Below are 18206 nucleotides of genomic sequence, written 5' to 3' on the forward strand. Positions count from 1 at the left end.
GTATGAGAGGCCAGAGCCACCATGTTCATTGACAAGATACTGTCCCGTTTCAAGATCAAGACGAAGGTTCTGATCTTCGTTCTGCCTTTCGTCATCAGCATTTCCGCCGTCGGCCTCACCGGGCTCTACGCTTCCGGCCTGCTGCAGGGACGCATGGAAATTTCCAACAGTGTGCTGCAATCGCTGACGGGCTTCAAGAATCTCTACGGTTCGATGGATGACTTCCTGCGCATTACCAACGAACAGCAACGCGACAAGCTCTATCAGGATATCAAATCGCAACAGGGCGTTCTGAACGCGACGCTGGCCCAGCTCGGCAAGGACGCGGAAGGCCGCGACAATCTGACGGATGCGACGGCCAAGACCGCCGACACGTCGAACGTGGTTGCCAAGCTCTGGACGCTGCACGAGCAGGAAGTTGCCCTTCGCAAGGTGATCGACGACGCGCAGAGAGCGCTGATCAGCGCCCGTTTCAATGTCGATTACGATGGCCAGCAGTTGGAAGATCAGATGCGCAAGGATCAGGCTGACGCGACCTCGACCTTGCGCGCCGCCGACCGCCTGCTGAAGGGTGGCGATACGCTCGTCTCCGTTGCCGAAGATTTCAACAAGGCCGCAACGCCTGCCGACAAGGTCAAGCTGCTCAAGGACCGGTTGCCTGACCTCAACAAGGCGCTGCGGGCGATCGATCTCGCCGTGCCGCAGAATCAGAAAAGCGTCGTGCAGTCGCTGGCCGGCACCATCAAGGATCTTACCCCTTTCACCGAAAGCACCGATGTTCCGACGGACGATACCGTCACCTCGATCGGTCGGCTGCTCTCCCGCTTCCGGCAGATGTCGACCTATACGCAGCTCACGGCAACGCAGATGATGCGCCAGGCGACCACGACCTTCGTTCAACTGGACGCCCGTGTCGTCCAGACCAATTCCGTTCTGCAGGACACGCGCCGTCTCGAAAGTTCGATCTATTCGCTGCAGCTCGTGCTTGCCGACTTCAATGCCAATACCAACAAGGACAATCTCGTTCGGCTGCGCCAGGAAGTCTCCAAGCTTGGTGGCGACATGGATACGCTGAACCAGAGTGCCAAGAGCATGGATTTCGCCGGCGATATCGACAAGGCCATCCGTCCGGCCATCAAGTCGATGGATGACGCCGGTGGTAAGCTGGTCGATACGATCGCCCAGCGCATCACCGAATATGCCAGCGCCCGCCAGCAGCTCGATCAGGTCTGGGGGCAGCTCACGGCCTTTGCCGAAACCCAGAAGCAAAGCGCGGGCACCGAGCGCGACCAGGCGAACTACATCTCGATCCTCGCCACAACGCTCGGCATCATCCTCTCGGTCGCCGGCGGCATCGCCCTGGTCCTGACGCTGCAGCGCCCGATCGGTCAGATCACTGCCGCCATGCGCCGCATTGCCGACGGGATGCTGGAAACCGCGATCTCCGGCGAGCAACGCCACGACGAAATCGGCGACATGGCCCGCGCGCTCGGCATCTTCAAGGAAAATGCGCTCTCGAAGATCCGCATCGAAGAGCAGAGTGACGAGGAGCGAGCCGCCGCCGAGCATGAGCGCCACCGCAACGATGCCGAAAAGCGCGAGCTCGACCGCCAGATCGACTTCGCCGTCAGCGAGCTTGCCGCCGGCCTCGAGCGGCTGGCCCAAGGCGATATCTCTTCGAGCATCGAGACGCCCTTCATCGGCCGCCTTGAGCAGCTCCGCCAGGATTTCAACAGCTCGCTGTCGCGCCTGCAGCAGACGCTCAGCCAGGTGCGCGACAACGTCGAGATGATCCAGAGCAATGGCAGCCAGATGGCAGCCTCCGCCGAGGACCTGTCGAAGCGCACCGAACAGCAGGCGGCCGCGTTGGAAGAAACCGCCGCCGCCGTGGATGAGATCACCGTCACCGTTCGCTCGTCCGCCGAGCGCGCCAAGGAAGCGGATGCGATCGTGCGCGAAGCCAAGCGTCGCGCCGACGACAGCTCCGTTGTCGTCGGTAACGCCATTGACGCGATGGGGCGTATCGAAGATGCTTCACGCCAGATCGAGCAGATCATTGGCGTGATCGACGAGATCGCCTTCCAGACCAACCTTCTGGCGTTGAATGCCGGTATCGAAGCTGCCCGCGCCGGCGAGGCCGGCAAGGGCTTTGCCGTCGTCGCCATGGAGGTGCGCGAGCTTGCGCAACGCTCCGCCGCCGCGGCACAGGAGATCAAGGGGCTGATCAACAAATCGACCCACGAGGTCAATTCCGGCTCGCAGTTCGTGCAAGAGGCCGGCTCCGTGCTCGCCCAGATCAGCGGTCAGATCGTCACCATCAGCCAGCATGTGGAAATGATCGCGCGCGCCAGCCACGATCAGGCAAGCGCGCTGCAGGGGGTCAACTCGTCCGTCAACCAGATGGACCAGATGACACAGAAGAATGCCGCCATGGTCGAAGAAACCACCGCCGCCAGCCGCGAACTGGCTACCGAAGCGGACGAGCTGCTCCATCTCATCCAGCAGTTCAAGATCGAGGGCGGGCAGGGCGTGAGCTATATGCGAGCAGAAGCGGCCTGACCGCAGCGATCGTCACCATCACGGGCGGAGCGGCCGATATCAGGCCGGTCCGCTTTTTTCGTTTTGAACCATGCATAGCCGGCGTCGAGAGCCTTCCCCAACCAGACAAACAGTGCCGGGGAATCACGGCCATATTCCTGATAGAAAGCGTCCTCGTTGCGCCGCCATAGCGCTTGGCGGGCTTCGTTTTCCAGTTGCATAATTCTGGCTAAAGCGATGCAGTCGATCATGGGAAGTCTCCATATTGAAAGGCATCCCTTCAATTACAGAGAGAATTTTTCTTTATAAACCGCCGTTTTCGCCCTATGTCTTTCAATTATGAAAAATGCGACCTGGGATTCCTACCAACTCTTTCTCGATGTCGCCCGCGGCGGCGGGCTGACGGGCGCTGCATCTTCAAGCGGGTTGAGCCCGGCAACGATCGGCCGGCGCATGCTGGAATTGGAGAGCCGGATCGGGCGCTTGCTCTTCCAGCGAAGCCAGACGGGCTATGTGCTGACCGGCGACGGCCAGGAATTGTTCGACCAACTGCTGGAGATGGAAGCGGCCGCGCGTAAGATCGAAAGCTGGCAGCGCGATGCCCAAGGCGCGGCAATCGTCCGGATCGCGGCCGGAACCTGGGTCGGCTGGCTGCTCAGCCAGAACATGCCGTCGATCTGTTCCGAGCGCGACGGCTTTCGCATTGATCTCCACCTTGCCGAACGCCGTGCCAGCCTCGCCCATCGCGAAAGCGACATCGGCATCCGTGCTTTCGAGCCGGAAGAGATCAATTTGGCTGCCGTCAAGACCGGCGATGTTGCGTATGCCGCCTATCAGGCGCGCAACATGCGCTTCGCCGGGCCGAGGCGCTGGATCGCCGTCACGGAAGAGGATGCGATCTCCGCCTATCTGCGCTGGCCGCATCAGAACCAGCGCGAGGCGATCGCGGTGACCGTCAATCGGCCGCGCTCCCTCTACGATCTCGTCCTTGCGGGAGCCGGCATCGCCGTTCTTCCTTGCTTTGTCGGGGATCTGGAGCCTCGGCTGGAACGGGTCGGCGAGGAGGTCGCATCGCTGCGTCATGGACAGTGGATCATCATGAATGACGCCGATCGCCACCGCCGAGAAATCCGCACGGTGGTCGATCGCATGACCCGCCTGCTGAAGAGCCATGCCGATCTCTTCGCCGGCAACCGCCCGACTTACGTATGAAAACGCCTACATGGCCTGCCCATGTTCGGTAAATCCGCCAAAGCTCATACTGCCTTGCTTTTCCCCCTTGTGGCCTTTGGAATTCCTTTCTAGTCTGACGGGAAAAACAGAGGGTTGGGTATCGCGGGGATGCCCTTGAACAAAACAGGAGAGATCATGAAGTCCATGTTCGCGCGGCTCGCAGCAACGGCTTTCGCAGCCGTTTCGCTGGTGACGGCAGCCCAGGCCGAAGACAAGGTCGTCAATATCTACAACTGGTCGGATTATATCGATGATTCGATCCTGGCCGATTTCACCAAGGAAACCGGCATCAAGGTCGTCTACGACACGTTCGATTCCAACGAGACGCTGGAGACCAAGCTCCTGGCCGGCAAGACCGGCTACGACATCGTCGTGCCGACGGCGGACTTCATGCAGCGCCAGATCAAGGCCGGCGTGTTCCAGAAGCTCGACAAATCGAAGCTGCCGAATATCTCCAACATGTGGGATATGGTGATGCAGCGCATCTCCACTTACGATCCCGGCAACCAATATGCTGTCGACTATATGTGGGGCACCAACGGCATCGGCTACAATGTCGACAAGGTGAAGCAGATCCTCGGCACCGACGACAAGCCGACGCTCGATGTGATCTTCGACCCGAAGGTTGCCGCCAAGTTCAAGGATTGCGGCATCTATATGCTCGATGCGCCGAAGGATGTCATCCCGACGGCGCTGGCCTATCTCGGCCTCGATCCGAACTCGACCAAGCCTGAGGATTTCAAGAAAGCGGAGGCTCTCCTGACGTCGATCCGCCCGTTCATCCGCAAGTTCCACTCGTCCGAATATATCAATGCGCTCGCCAACGGCGATATCTGCATCGCCTTCGGCTATTCCGGCGATGTGCTGCAGGCGCGCAACCGCGCTGAAGAAGCCAAGAACGGCGTGCATGTTGACTATTCGATGCCGAAGCAGGCGCAGATGTGGTTCGATGTCATGGCGATCCCGGCCGATGCGCCGCACGTGGCCGAGGCGCATGCATTCCTGAATTACATCATGAAGCCGGAAGTCATCGCCAAGGCCAGCAACTTCGTCGCCTATGCCAATGGCAACAAGGCTTCGCAGCAATTCGTGAACAAGGAAATCCTCGAGGATCCGGCAGTTTATCCGACCGACGAGATCATGAAGCACCTGTTCACGGTGAAGCCGTGGGATCCGAAAACGCAGCGCCTGGCGACGCGCTTGTGGACCAAGGTCGTGACCGGTCAATAAGCCAGACAAAGGCCCGGACGGAAACGCCCGGGCCTTTCCTTAGTACAGCAGTGATCCAGGGCGGCGGCGGTTCTGGATGGAATAAAAGAAATCTGAAGCGCTACCGGATGGGGGAAAAGCCGGAGCGGCATTCATTTCGGGGATAGATAATGAAGTCTCTTGGTAACATCCGGCGTTCCTTCGCGCCGTGGGCCGATCCTACGGCAAGGCCTTATATTTCCTTCAAGAACGTCACCAAGAAGTTCGGCGATTTCACCGCCGTCGCCAATCTTTCCCTGGATATCTACAACCGCGAATTCTTCGCCCTGCTCGGCGCATCTGGCTGCGGCAAATCCACGTTGCTGCGCATGTTGGCAGGCTTCGAACAGCCGACGACGGGCGAGATCGTCCTCGACGGCCAGAACCTTGCGGGCACGCCGCCCTATCGCCGTCCCGTCAACATGATGTTCCAATCCTATGCGCTTTTCCCGCACATGACGGTGGAAAAAAACATCGCCTTCGGGCTGCGCCAGGACGGCATGCCGAAAGCGGAGATCGCCGAGCGCGTCGCACAGATGTTGAAGCTCGTGAAGCTGGAGCAATTTGCCAAGCGCAAGCCGAACCAGCTCTCCGGCGGCCAGCGCCAGCGTGTGGCGCTCGCCCGCTCGATCGCCAAGCGGCCGAAGGTGCTGCTGCTCGACGAACCGCTCGGCGCGCTCGACAAGAAGCTGCGCGAGGAGACCCAGTTCGAGCTGATGGACCTGCAGCAGAGCCTCGGCCTTACCTTCGTCGTTGTCACGCACGACCAGGAGGAGGCGATGACCATGGCCGACCGCATCGCCGTCATGAGCCATGGCAGGGTCGTGCAGGTGGCGACGCCGGCGGAGATCTATGAAGCTCCGAACTCCCGCTTCGTCGCCGACTTCATCGGTGACGTGAACATTCTCGACGGCAATGTGACGCGTGCAAATGGCGGCACCGTCGAGATCGCTGTCGACAATGGTTTCACCCTGCGCACGGCAACCGGCGAAATGCCCATCGAAGGCAGCCGCGCCGGCTTCGCCATTCGGCCGGAGAAGCTGCGTGTCACGCCGCGCCCGCCGGCCAACGCCTCCGTCAACGCCGCCGAGGGCGAAATCTGGGATATCGCCTATCTCGGCGACATGACGGTCTTCCACGTCAAGCTGAAAAGCGGACAGGTCGTGAAGGCCTCGTCGCTGAATGCGGTGCGCGCCGTGGAGGAACCTTTCGCCTATGATCAGGACGTCTGGGTCTCCTTCGACGAAAATGCCGGCGTGCTGTTGAAGGATTGATCATGAGGACGCTCGGTTCTGCCATCTATCAGCGCCTCGTCATCATCATTCCCTATGCCTGGCTGCTGATTTTCTTTCTCGCGCCCTTCCTGATCGTCTTCCGCATTTCGCTGTCGACGAAGGCGCTCTCGGTTCCGCCCTATGATCCGGCTTTCAACTGGTCGGACAGTTTCAGCGATTGGTGGGACAAGCTGCAGAGCATGTCCTTCGACAACTACACCTGGCTGGCCGGCGATCCGCTCTATTTCAACGCATATGTGCAGAGCCTGAAGATTTCAGGCATATCGACGATCCTGACGCTGCTCATCGCCTATCCCATCGCCTACGGCATGGCGCAGGCGGCGCGCAGCATTCGCCCAACGCTGTTGATGCTGGTCATCCTGCCGTTCTGGACGAGCTTCCTGATCCGAGTCTATTCATGGATGTCGATCCTGAGCACCACGGGTTTGCTCAATCAACTGCTGATGACACTCGGCATCATTCATGAGCCGCTGGTGATCCTCAATACCAATACGGCTGTTTATATCGGCATGGTCTATTCCTATCTGCCCTTCATGGTGCTGCCGCTCTATTCCTCTCTGGAAAAGATGGACGGCACGCTGATCGAGGCGGCGCAGGACCTTGGCTGCACGCCGATCGGCGCTTTCTGGCGCGTGACCTTCCCCTTGTCGGTCCCCGGCGTCATCGCCGGCTGCATGCTCGTTTTCATCCCCGCGGTCGGCGAATTCGTCATCCCCGATCTGCTTGGCGGCTCCGAAACGCTGATGATCGGCAAGGTGTTGTGGAGCGAGTTCTACGGCAACACCGACTGGCCGCTGGCGTCCGCGGTGGCGACCATTCTGCTGCTCGTGCTGGTGGTGCCCATCGTCTTCTTCCAACATATGCAGGCGAAAGCCGATGAGAAGGGGAGATAAGACATGAGCCGCTGGTCTCGCTTCAATATCATTTCCGTGACACTCGGCCTTGCCTTCCTGTATTTGCCGATCCTGCTGCTGGTCATCTATTCGTTCAACGCGTCGCGGCTGGTCACGGTCTGGGGTGGCTTCTCGACGCAATGGTATAGCCATCTGCTTCGAAACAATGACATGCTCAACGCCGCCTGGCTGACCGTGCGCATCGCCGTGTTTTCGGCGACGATCGCCACCGTGCTCGGCACACTGGCGGCGCTGACGCTGGTGCGTTACACGCGCTTTCGCGGTCGCATCCTGTTTTCCGGCATGATCTATGCGCCGCTGGTCATGCCCGACGTCATCACCGGCCTGTCGCTGCTGCTGCTCTTCGTCACCGCCGGCCTCGATCGCGGTTTCTGGACGATCGTCATGGCGCATACGACGCTGACCATGTGCTTCGTCGCGGTCGTGGTGCAATCCAGGCTTTTGAGCTTCGATCGCTCGATCGAGGAGGCGGCGCTCGATCTTGGTGCGCCGCCGGTGCGTACCTTTTTCGAGATCACGCTGCCGATCATCGCGCCGGCCGTATTCTCCGGCTGGGTGCTGGCGCTGACGCTGTCGCTCGACGACCTGGTGATCGCCACATTTGCTTCGGGGGCAGGCGCCAAGACATTGCCGATGCTGATCTACAGCCAGGTGAAGCTCGGCGTGACGCCTGAGATCAACGCCATCTGCACCATCCTGATCGGCGTCGTCACCGTCGGCGTCATCTGCGCCTCGCTCGTGACCAAGCGCCGCGAAGTGCAGCGCCAGAGGGACGAGCAGGCGGCGGCTGCGGCGTAGCGCAAAGCACGCCGTTGGTCGCGCTCTATCCCTTTGTTTTTACGCATTCCGGACGGAAAACCGCTTCGCACTTTTCCTGGAACTGCTCTATTGTTGCTGCGACTGCTGGCCGGGCTTATGCAGCAGTGTCGTGACCGGCGAGATCACCGGGTCCGGCCATGTGCCGCCGATGAAGAAGGGCAGCATCGGCAGTTCCGTCGCATTGGCCGGATCGCTCGCCTGCATCGTGCCCGACAGCGCCAGCCCGTTGCTGCGGAAGGGGATGACGCCGTTCAGCATCACTGTTTCGTTGCGCCCCACGATCTTGGCATCGTGAACCTCGACCGATCCCTTGGCAAAGCTTGCATCCACGTCCAGGCTGTCGAAGTCGAAGGACGTGTCGGCGATGTCGCTCATCCGGAAAAAGGCCTTGTCGGACGCAAGCGCACGGAAGGCGGAGATGTTGAACTGCCGGAAGGAACCGGTGGCCGAGGTGAAATGCATCTTGCCGGCGACATCGCTGAGATTGGCGGCCCAGATCGGCTTGGAAGTACTGAGCGAAAGGTCCAGGGATCCTGTCGTCAGCGGCAGAGGCCCTGCAAGGTTGAGGCGGGTGAAAAGCCCGCCGAAATCGGCATTGTGGATGGATATCTGCAATTTGCCGCCACCACCGAAGTCGCCCTGCGTGACCTCCAGATGGGAGGTGAGTTCTCCACCTTCGAAGCCGCTGTCGCCGATATCGAATTTTGCCTTGCCGCCCGCAACCAGCAGGCTGGCACCGATATCATCGAACTGAAAGGGACCGAGCACGGCTTTGTTCGACGACAGGCGCATATCCAAGTCCAGGCGCTGCAGCGGATTGCCGTTGAGCAATGCGTCGATGGCGGTATCGGCGGCGAGTCGCATGGAGAAGGCGGCCAGGAACGGATTGAGGTTCATCTGGTCGAAGGCGAGCGTTCCGGAAATCTTCGGCTTGCCGCCCTTCGTATAGCTCAGATCCATGACGCCGGACGCGGCGGAATCGTTGACCTTGAAGTTCAGATTGTTGAAGCGAAGGCCGTTCGGGATCGCCGCGACGTCGGCATTGAGAGAGACGTTCTGCAGCGTATCGGCCGCCGGCAGATGTTCTCCGCTCCACGCCAGGAAAGAAGGCACATTCGGCACGCTCAGATTCAGATTTCCAGCGAGCGCGGAGAGATTGGAAATGCTGGTGGCCCCGGCATAAGTCCAGTTGATCAGCGGCGAGGAGAAGCTTGTCTTCGCATCGACGCTTTTGCCGGCAAAGAGCAGAAGAGGTTGGGTGGAATTGAAATCGATCTTGACATCCTGACCGTTGAGCCGCGCCAGGATGACGGCAGTCATCGCCCCGGACAGCCGCGGCCAGGAGATGTCCGCATTCACGCTGCTCATCTTGTAAAGGTTGCCGCTGCGATCGTCCGTCATCTCGACGCTGCCGTCTTCGATCGTCAGCATGCCGATGACGGCATCCTGATCCTTTCGCATCGGCATGCCCTGGTTGGAGGATGTCTCCACCCGTTCGATTGCCTTGGACAGCAGCCCCTCGTTCGTCCAGTCGATCAGACCGGTCTCGTCGCGCCGGATATAGATGATCGGCCGCAGAAAATGGAATTCATGAAAATGCGCGTGCCCGCGTAGCGCTGCAAACAGCGAGAAGTCCGCCGAGAGGCTGTCGACATGGCCGAGCACCTTGCCATTTTTCGTCGGTTCGCGGATGGTCACCTGATTGAGTGTCACGCGTGGCGTCGGCCAGAATTCCAGCGTCGGCGTGCCCTCGATCTGGGCTTGATATCCGGTCCAGTCCGACAGCGCATCCTCGATGCCCGCACGCACCAGGCCGCTGGAAATCAGAAAAGGAGCGGTTGCTCTGAAAACGGCGAAGACGATGATGATGGTGAGAAGGACGATACCCGTGGTGCGCGCAACGGCAGGTAGCCAGCGCGATGCCGATCGCATCGTCATCAGCCACTTCTTATTCCTCGACGCTCTCATGATCCAACTCAGACTTTCATACTGATAGCGCTGATATGCCTGCGTTTGCCGGATATAGGAAATGATCGGCGGATGCAAACATTGTACAGCGGGATTACGGATAACTCAGTGACTTTATAATGCGCTGCAGCATGGTATATAGGCCGAAAACGGGAGGAGATAACATGCGAGACAGTCAGCCGCTCTGGACCCCATCGGACGAATTTCGCCGGCAAAGCCCGATGTTTGTCTTCATGGAAGACTGCAGCCGGCGCTTCGGCCTGTCGCTCTCCGATTTTTCCAGCCTGCATGCCTGGTCGATCGCCGACCGCGAAACCTTCTGGACGGCAGTGTGGGATTTCTGTGGCATCAAGGGAAAACGCGGCGAAAGGGCGCTGATTAATGGCGACCTGATGCTGGAGGCGCATTTCTTTCCCGATGCCGAGCTGAATTTCGCCGAGAACCTGCTGTCGAAAAGCGGCGCGGAAGATGCGCTGATCTTCTGGGGCGAAGACAAGGTGCGCGACCGCTGGTCCTGGGACCGGCTCTCGGCCATGGTATCGCGCCTGCAGCAGGCCTATCTTGCGCTCGGTATCGGCAAGGGCGACCGCGTCGCCGCCATGATGCCGAATATGCCGGAAACCGTCGCCTGCATGCTGGCCGCCGCCTCGATCGGCGCCATCTGGTCTTCCTGTTCCCCGGATTTCGGCGAGCAGGGCGTCTTGGATCGTTTCGGCCAGATCGAGCCGAAACTCTTCATAGCCTGCAGCGGCTATTGGTACAGCGGCAAGCTGCAGGACGTGACTGCAAAGGTCAGCGCCATCGCGCAGCGCCTCGGCGCGCCCGCCGTCATCATCCCCTATGCCGGCGATGCCGATGCGGTCGCGGCCGCGACGCCGGATGCAAGGACGTTGGATGCGTTCATTGCGCCTTTCGAGGCGAAGTCCGTCGAATTCGTGCCGCTGCCGTTTTCGCATCCGCTGTTCATCCTGTTTTCCTCTGGTACGACGGGCGTGCCGAAATGCATTGTCCATTCGACCGGCGGCGCATTGCTGCAGCTCATCAAGGAGCACCGCCTGCATTGCGGTGTCGTCCCCGGCGAGAAGGTCTTCTACTTCACCACCTGCGGCTGGATGATGTGGAACTGGCTGGTGACCGGACTTGCCGCGGGCGCTACGCTCTGCCTCTATGATGGTTCGCCCTTCGCGCCGGATGGCAATATCCTTTTCGACTATGCGCAGGCGGAGAAGTTCGCCATGTTCGGCACTTCAGCCAAATATATCGACGCTGTGCGCAAGAGCGGCCTGACGCCGAAGACGTCGCATGATCTTTCCAGCCTGCGGCTGATGACGTCCACTGGCTCGCCGCTGTCGCCGGAAGGCTTCTCCTTCGTCTACGAGGGCATCAAGGACGACATTCAGCTCGCCTCCATTTCGGGAGGCACCGACATCGTCTCCTGCTTCGTGCTCGGCAATCCCCTGCAGCCGGTTTGGCGCGGTGAAATCCAGGGACCCGGCCTCGGCCTTGCCGTCGATGTCTGGAACGAGGAGGGTCAGCCGGTGCGTGGCGAAAAGGGTGAGCTTGTCTGCGCCAAGGCCTTTCCTTCGATGCCGGTGATGTTCTGGAACGATCCCGACCGCGTCAAATATCACGCCGCCTATTTCGAACGTTTCGACAATGTCTGGTGCCATGGCGATTTTGCCGAATGGACGGAGCATGGTGGCCTGATCATCCATGGCCGCTCGGACGCGACGCTTAATCCTGGTGGCGTGCGCATCGGCACGGCGGAGATCTACAATCAAGTCGAGCAGATGCCCGAGGTCCTCGAAGCGCTCTGCATTGGCCAGGATTGGGATGACGATGTGCGTGTCGTGCTTTTCGTTCGCCTGGCGGCCGGCGCGGCGCTTACCGAAGATCTGGTCAAGGCGATCAAGACCCGTATTCGCACCGGCGCTTCGCCGCGGCACGTACCCGCCAAGATCATCGCTGTCACCGATATCCCGCGCACCAAGTCCGGCAAAATCGTCGAGCTCGCGGTCCGCGATGTCGTGCATGGCCGACCGGTGAAGAACAAGGAAGCGCTCGCCAATCCCGAGGCGTTGGACCTCTTTGCCGAGCTGGAGGAGCTCAAGAGCTGACATCCCCTTAAAACTTATGGGCAAACGCTGACCTATGGCTGGTAACCCGGCGTTAAGAGAGATTGGTCAAAGGTAAAGTCCAACTTGGGGCTGTTCGTATGAGTTAGGACGGCTTGGAGCCGTGAGGTTCCCGAGACATGACGTTGATCGACTCGAGCTCTTGTTAGGCAGCATAGACCTTAAAGGCAGCGCTATTAGCTGCCTTTTTTTCGTGGTGCGTCGCACAAATACGCGCTTGCTCTGTACAATGGCTTGCCGACCAAGTATGTGCACGCCTGAAGAAGAGGCCTGCAACGTGCGGGCCACGACGATCCGCGCCGGCTGGCGCGTGAAGAATTCCGAAAGACAAGATATGACCGAATTCGAAGGCATCGTTCCTGCGATCGCCCAGGCTTTGGCAAAGCGCGGTTACGAAGCGCTGACGCCGGTACAGAAGGCCATGCTCGATCCTGGCCTGACCGGCAAGGACGCATTGGTTTCGGCCCAGACGGGCTCCGGCAAGACGGTTGCCTTCGGCCTGGCGCTGGCGCCCAGCTTGCTGGAGGGTGCCGAGCGCTTCGGCCTCGCCGGCACGCCGCTGGCATTGGCGATCGCGCCGACCCGCGAACTGGCGCTGCAGGTGCAGCGCGAATTGGAATGGCTGTATGAGCTGACGGGCGCGACCATCGCCTCCTGCGTCGGCGGCATGGATATGCGCACCGAAAAGCGCGCGCTCGAGCGCGGCGCGCATATCGTCGTCGGCACGCCGGGCCGCCTTTGCGATCATATCCGCCGCAATTCGCTTGACATCTCCGGGCTCAAGGCCGTGGTGCTGGACGAGGCCGACGAGATGCTCGATCTCGGCTTCCGCGAGGATCTCGAATTCATCTTGGAAACTGCGCCGGCGGAGCGGCGGACACTGATGTTTTCGGCAACCGTGCCGCGTTCGATCGCCAAGCTCGCTGAAAATTACCAGCGCGACGCCATGCGCATCGCCACCGCCTCGGAAGCCAAGCAGCATGTCGATATCGATTATCGCGCCCTGGCGGTCGTCCCGAGCGACAGGGAAAACGCCATCATCAACGTTCTTCGCTATTACGAAGCACAGAACGCCATCGTCTTTTGCTCGACGCGTGCCGCGGTCAACCATCTGACCGCGCGCTTCAACAACAGGGGCTTTGCCGTCGTTGCGCTCTCGGGCGAGCTCAGCCAGAGCGAACGGACCCACGCGCTTCAGGCTATGCGCGATGGCCGCGCCCGCGTCTGTATCGCGACCGACGTCGCCGCCCGCGGCATCGATCTGCCCGGTCTGGAACTGGTGGTTCATGCCGACCTGCCGACCAATCCGGAAACCCTGCTGCACCGTAGCGGCCGCACCGGACGCGCTGGCAACAAGGGCGTCAGCGCCCTGATCGTGCCACTTAGCGCCCGCCGCCGCACCGAGCGCCTGCTGGAAGCTGCCCGCATCCGCGCCACCTGGGCAAAGCCCCCATCGGCCGACGAAGTCAGCCAGCGAGACGATGAGCGTCTTCTCGCCGACCCGGTCTTTGCCGCACCGCTTGCCGAAGACGAGCAGTCGATCGTGCAGCAATTGCTGCAGCGCCACGGCGCGGAGCAGGTTGCCGCTGCATTCCTGCGGCAGTATCGTGCCGGCCATTCCGCGCCTGAGGAACTGCAGGACGTACCGGCCGAAGGCGACCGCAGAAAGCCGCGCCGGGACGATTTCCCCGTCACTCACCACGACGGACCATCCGCGGGACGAAACGATTTCACCGACGGCGTCTGGGTGTCGCTCTCGGTTGGCCGCAAGCAGAATGCCGAGCCGCGCTGGCTGATCCCGATGCTCTGCCGCAATGGCAACCTGACCAAGCGCGACATCGGCGCCATCAAGATGCAACCCGAGGAAACCTTCGTCGAATTTTCGCAAGAAGGCGCCGAACGCTTTCTGTCGGCGATCGGCCCGGGCAAGACTTTGGAAAGAGGCATCCGCGTCAAGCCCCTTGCCGGCATACCGGATTTTTCGCAGGCCAAGCGGGAAGGAACCTACGGCAAGAAGAAGCCCTTCGCCGACAGGGATGCCCGTCCCAAGGAGAGCGGCAAGCCGAAATGGAAGTCCGACCGCAAACCGGAACGGGCGCATGCAGGCGAGGGCAGTGTCTCCGAGCGTTCGGACAAGAAGCCTTGGGCAAAGAAACCGGGCAAGCCGAGTTTTGCCAAGAACGACGGCCCCCCTAAGGGCGGTAGGCCGAATTCAAGGGCCGCGCGCAAGGCCGCGAAGGTGCGAGGGGAGTAGTCCACGTTGCCGCGCTTCATAGAGGCGCGGCCCGCTCTCTATCGCAGTTATTTTGCCGCAACAGCCATGTTACGGTCACCGTATGAGTCGGCGACGGAAGTTGAGAAAATATCTGCTTAGCACGGCAGGCGGTTATTCGGCTTGACATTGGGATCACGTCGAGCAGAAGATTGTCCCATGGGGTTGCGATCACCCCACGAGGCTACGGCTGAAGAATCGCGTCCTAGAACCCGAGCCAACGGAGGACGCGCTATGCCGTCATTTCTGGAAATCACACCCGACAAGCTGAATCGTATTATCGGCACGCCCAACTTGCCGACGATCATAGACGTCCGCAACGACGAGGATTTCGCTGCCGATCCCCGGCTTATTCCCGGCTCGATCCGTCGTGACTACCGAACCGTAACCGACTGGGCGAACGAATTGGCTCGGCCAGCCATCATTCTCTGTCAGAAGGGACAAAAGCTCGGACATGGAGTTGCTGCCTATCTTCGTGTCTTCGGAAAGGAGGCGGAGGTTCTCGAAGGCGGCTTCGAGGCATGGCGGAGCGCGAAGGGCGTGCTGGTCCCCGAGGAGAAGTTGCCTGCCCGAGATGCCAAAGGGCGGACCGTTTGGGTAACAAGAGCTCGGCCGAAGATCGACCGCATCGCTTGCCCTTGGCTGATCCGGCGTTTCATCGATCCGTCAGCGATCTTCCTTTTCGTCCCGGCAGTCGAAGTCTTAGCCGTCGCTGATCGTTTCAACGCGATGCCCTTCGACATCGAGGATGTCTTCTGGAGCCATCGGGGCGAGCTGTGCACCTTTGATGTGATGATCGAGGAGTTCGGCCTCGGCACTGAGCCTCTCCTTCATCTTGCAACCATTGTTCGAGGCGCCGATACCGCCCGACCCGACCTGGCACCTGAAGTCTCCGGACTGCTCGCGGCCTCGCTTGGGCTTTCGCGGATGTTCAACGACGATTTGGAGCAATTGGAAGCCGGCATGACGCTCTATGATGCCTTCTATCGTTGGTGTCGTGACGCGACGGAAGAGACGCACAACTGGCCCAACCCGAGGAAGGTATGAGAGACGATGACCGACCTCGTAAAGAACGCGGCTGCACGACCAAGCGCGGCTGATCGGGATGTCGTTCCCCTCCGTGAGGCCATCAAGGTCTGGACCCGCGTTGCCGCCCTGAGCTTCGGCGGACCGGCCGGGCAGATCGCCGTCATGCACCGCATCGTCGTCGATGAAAAGAAGTGGGTAGGGGAGCACAGGTTCCTTCATGCTCTGAACTACTGCATGTTGCTGCCAGGTCCGGAAGCACATCAGCTTGCCATCTATATCGGCTGGCTGCTGAACAGGACCTTGGGCGGCATGATCGCGGGCGGTCTGTTCGTCCTGCCGGGCTTCCTTGCGATCCTCGTACTCAGTTACGTCTACGTCTTGTTCGGGAACTTAACTTTCATTGAAGGGATGTTCTTCGGGCTCAAATGCGCTGTGCTGGCGGTCGTAATCCAGGCCGTCTTCCGCATCGGTAGCCGAGCTCTCAAAAGCAGAGGTATGATTGCATTGGCAGCCGCTGCCTTCGCCGCGATCTTCTTCCTGCACGTTCGGTTTCCGCTCATCATCGTTGGGGCGGGACTTATCGGCTACCTTGCCTCCCGCGGAGGGGTAGCGGCCTTCAACGCGGGCGGTGGGCACAAGTCAGGCCCTGGGACAATCTTGGAAGATAAGGATTCTGTTCTTGGCGAGGAGATTCCTTTGCACGCTCGACCGAACCTCGCCTGGTCTCTGAAGACCTCAGGTGCGCTGGCGGCGGCGTGGCTTATTCCGGTTGCGGCCCTCCTGATCACGCTCGGTCCCGACAACGTCTTTTCCAAAATCGGGATATTCTTCAGTGAGATGGCAATCGTGACCTTTGGGGGAGCGTATGCCGTGCTGGCATATGTCGCACAGGAGGCGGTGCAGCAGTTGGGCTGGCTGCGGCCGGGCGAGATGCTGGACGGTTTGGGAATGGCGGAAACGACTCCTGGGCCGTTGATCATGGTCACGCAGTTCGTTGGGTTTCTGGCGGGCTATCGTAATCCCGGGACCCTCAGCCCTCTTACAGCAGCAACTTTCGCCGCCGTGCTGACAACTTGGGTCACGTTCCTGCCGAGCTTTCTTTGGATTTTCGCAGGCGCGCCATTCATCGAGAAGATGCGCGGCAATGTCGCTCTGACTGGTGCCATGTCAGCGATAACGGCGGCGGTCGTGGGCGTCATCCTGAACCTCGCGATTTGGTTCGGGCTCCATGTGCTGTTCCGTGAGACCATAAGTTTAATCTACGGCTCCTGGACGATGGATGTGCCCGTCCTGACCTCACTTTCATTACCCTCACTAGTGCTGACCCTATTGGCTGTAACGGCCATCTTCCGCCTGAGGATGTCGGTGATGATAACCTTATTGGCATCCGCCGCTTTGGGTGTTGGCTGGACTGTCTTTGCTTCTTAACGGAAGCGGCGCCTTCCACACCACCAGCAGAGGGAAGCCGGAAAGGGTGAGAGCAGCGTTTCCGAGTGCGCAGACAAGAAGCTTTGGCGAAGAAACCTGGCAAGTTGAATTCAAGGCCGAGCGCAAGGCTGCCCGGGCTAGGATGAATAATTTGGGGGAGCTTAAGGGGGCAACACCCCCTTGTCGCTATCTCCAGAGGCCGCTACTGGAAGAAGATCAAGCTCGCCGGCGATGGCGGTAGTGTTTTTACCCTCGCGTCTTGAAAGCCGGCGCGTCTAGCCATCTCGGCAAAATCCTTCTGCGTGTAAGCCTCGCCCTTCGGCGTGCCGGCCAGCATCTCCCATGAAAAGGCGGCAGGGAAGGGAGGCGAGACGAGATCGTCATTGGGCACGAAGTCCACCGCGACCACTTTGCCGTCTTGGCTCAGGCTCGCTCGGACCTTTCTGAGCAATCCGGCGCAGGTTTCCATGTCGAAGTGATGCAGGAAGTTCGGAAGCAGGATGAGATCGTAATCCGTGCCCCAATCGACCTCGAATGCGCTGCCGGGAATGACCGTGTAGCGCTCCGCGACGCCAAATTGCCGTGCATTATATTTGGCCAATTCCAGAACGGAGCTCCAATCGACCGCGACGATTTCGGCTGACGGAAAAGTCTTCGCCATCTCTATCCCGAAACGCCCGTGTCCTGCGGCGATATCCAAAATCTTCTTCGGCGCCACGAGCAAGCTGGCCATTTCGGCGGCAAGAGCGATTGCACTGCCACCCGTAAACGAACCCATCCCGCGAGCAAACTTCACCCATACCGGATTGTCCGGCGACATATTTGCCAGCCCGATGGACCCGCCATTGCGGACATAAGAAGTCGGATCGTCCAGAACCTGCTTCAGCATCTCCGGTGCGGCGATGAACTCGATGGCCGAGCCCATGTAGGACGGCGAATGCCGATCGAGGAACGCTCGGCTGGATGGGGTCAGGGCGTATTGATTGCCCGTCTTGGTCAGAAAGCCGTTTACGACTAGATAGTCGCACAGAATGCGCACGCCGCGTTCGGCAGCATTCGTCGCGGCTGCCAAAGATGCTGCGTTGCGGCCGTCACCGATCAAGGTAAAAAGATCGAGTTCTATGGCGGCCTTGATCGCGGCCGTCTTTCGGCACGCAAACATCGCATCAACCACTAAATTGGGCGAAATCTCGCCCGTGCCTGCTTCTGCTACCGTCGATGACATTGGAGCCCCCATGCGCCCAACGACCGACCGGAATAGCCGGTCCCAACGGCGAACTATCCCACAAAAGGCAACCGAAAGTAAGTTTTGGATCGCTAAAATACT

The 18206-nt window shown here is 60.1% G+C and carries 13 protein-coding genes; 10 read left to right on the forward strand and 3 right to left on the reverse strand.

The genetic code is table 11. The features are described 5' to 3' along the window. Positions 1 to 21: 21 nt before the first annotated feature. On the forward strand, positions 22 to 2559 hold the full coding sequence (locus QA646_RS01370; protein WP_283057156.1) for a methyl-accepting chemotaxis protein: 2538 nt from the start codon (positions 22 to 24) through the stop codon (positions 2557 to 2559). On the opposite strand, the gene QA646_RS01375 is transcribed toward QA646_RS01370, so the two are convergent. Beyond that, positions 2535 to 2789: a hypothetical protein gene (locus tag QA646_RS01375; RefSeq protein ID WP_283057157.1), complete on the reverse strand. Its 255-nt coding sequence runs from the start codon at positions 2787 to 2789 to the stop codon at positions 2535 to 2537. The genes QA646_RS01370 and QA646_RS01375 overlap by 25 nt on opposite strands. 88 nt (positions 2790 to 2877) lie before the next feature. On the opposite strand from QA646_RS01375, the gene QA646_RS01380 reads away from it, so the two are divergent. The 5 genes from QA646_RS01380 (at position 2878) to QA646_RS01400 (ending at position 8026) form a co-directional block, all read left to right on the forward strand. Then, positions 2878 to 3750, forward strand: a complete 873-nt coding sequence (locus QA646_RS01380; RefSeq protein WP_283057158.1) for a LysR family transcriptional regulator — start codon at positions 2878 to 2880, stop codon at positions 3748 to 3750. Between the two features lie 165 nt (positions 3751 to 3915). After that, positions 3916 to 5001, forward strand: a complete 1086-nt coding sequence (locus QA646_RS01385) for a polyamine ABC transporter substrate-binding protein (RefSeq protein ID WP_283058933.1) — start codon at positions 3916 to 3918, stop codon at positions 4999 to 5001. A gap of 149 nt (positions 5002 to 5150) precedes the next feature. Further along, positions 5151 to 6293, forward strand: coding sequence for an ABC transporter ATP-binding protein (locus tag QA646_RS01390; RefSeq protein ID WP_283057160.1), 1143 nt, complete (start codon positions 5151 to 5153; stop codon positions 6291 to 6293). Positions 6294 to 6295: 2 nt separating this feature from the next. After that, entirely contained in the window at positions 6296 to 7207 is a 912-nt protein-coding gene (locus QA646_RS01395) for an ABC transporter permease subunit (RefSeq protein ID WP_283057161.1), read from the forward strand. A gap of 3 nt (positions 7208 to 7210) precedes the next feature. Beyond that, complete coding sequence (locus QA646_RS01400) at positions 7211 to 8026, forward strand: ABC transporter permease subunit (protein ID WP_283057162.1); 816 nt, start codon at positions 7211 to 7213, stop codon at positions 8024 to 8026. 87 nt (positions 8027 to 8113) lie between these two features. On the opposite strand, the gene QA646_RS01405 is transcribed toward QA646_RS01400, so the two are convergent. After that, a complete protein-coding gene (locus QA646_RS01405; protein ID WP_283057163.1) occupies positions 8114 to 10015 on the reverse strand; it encodes an AsmA-like C-terminal region-containing protein in 1902 nt (633 codons plus the stop codon). 164 nt (positions 10016 to 10179) lie between these two features. On the opposite strand from QA646_RS01405, the gene QA646_RS01410 reads away from it, so the two are divergent. The 4 genes from QA646_RS01410 (at position 10180) to chrA (ending at position 16879) form a co-directional block, all read left to right on the forward strand. Further along, on the forward strand, positions 10180 to 12132 hold the full coding sequence (locus QA646_RS01410) for an acetoacetate--CoA ligase (RefSeq protein WP_283057164.1): 1953 nt from the start codon (positions 10180 to 10182) through the stop codon (positions 12130 to 12132). Between the two features lie 352 nt (positions 12133 to 12484). Further along, positions 12485 to 14404 (forward strand): DEAD/DEAH box helicase, encoded by a 1920-nt coding sequence (locus QA646_RS01415; protein WP_283057165.1) that lies wholly within the window; start codon positions 12485 to 12487, stop codon positions 14402 to 14404. A 252-nt stretch (positions 14405 to 14656) separates the two neighbouring features. After that, entirely contained in the window at positions 14657 to 15469 is an 813-nt protein-coding gene (locus QA646_RS01420) for a sulfurtransferase/chromate resistance protein (protein ID WP_283057166.1), read from the forward strand. A 6-nt stretch (positions 15470 to 15475) separates the two neighbouring features. Further along, a complete protein-coding gene (chrA, locus tag QA646_RS01425) occupies positions 15476 to 16879 on the forward strand; it encodes a chromate efflux transporter (RefSeq protein ID WP_283057167.1) in 1404 nt (467 codons plus the stop codon). 202 nt (positions 16880 to 17081) lie between these two features. On the opposite strand, the gene QA646_RS01430 is transcribed toward chrA, so the two are convergent. Continuing rightward, positions 17082 to 18104, reverse strand: coding sequence for a class I SAM-dependent methyltransferase (locus QA646_RS01430; protein WP_283057168.1), 1023 nt, complete (start codon positions 18102 to 18104; stop codon positions 17082 to 17084). Positions 18105 to 18206 lie beyond the last annotated feature (102 nt).

This window comes from Rhizobium sp. CB3090, from assembly GCF_029714285.1.
Taxonomy (GTDB): domain Bacteria; phylum Pseudomonadota; class Alphaproteobacteria; order Rhizobiales; family Rhizobiaceae; genus Rhizobium.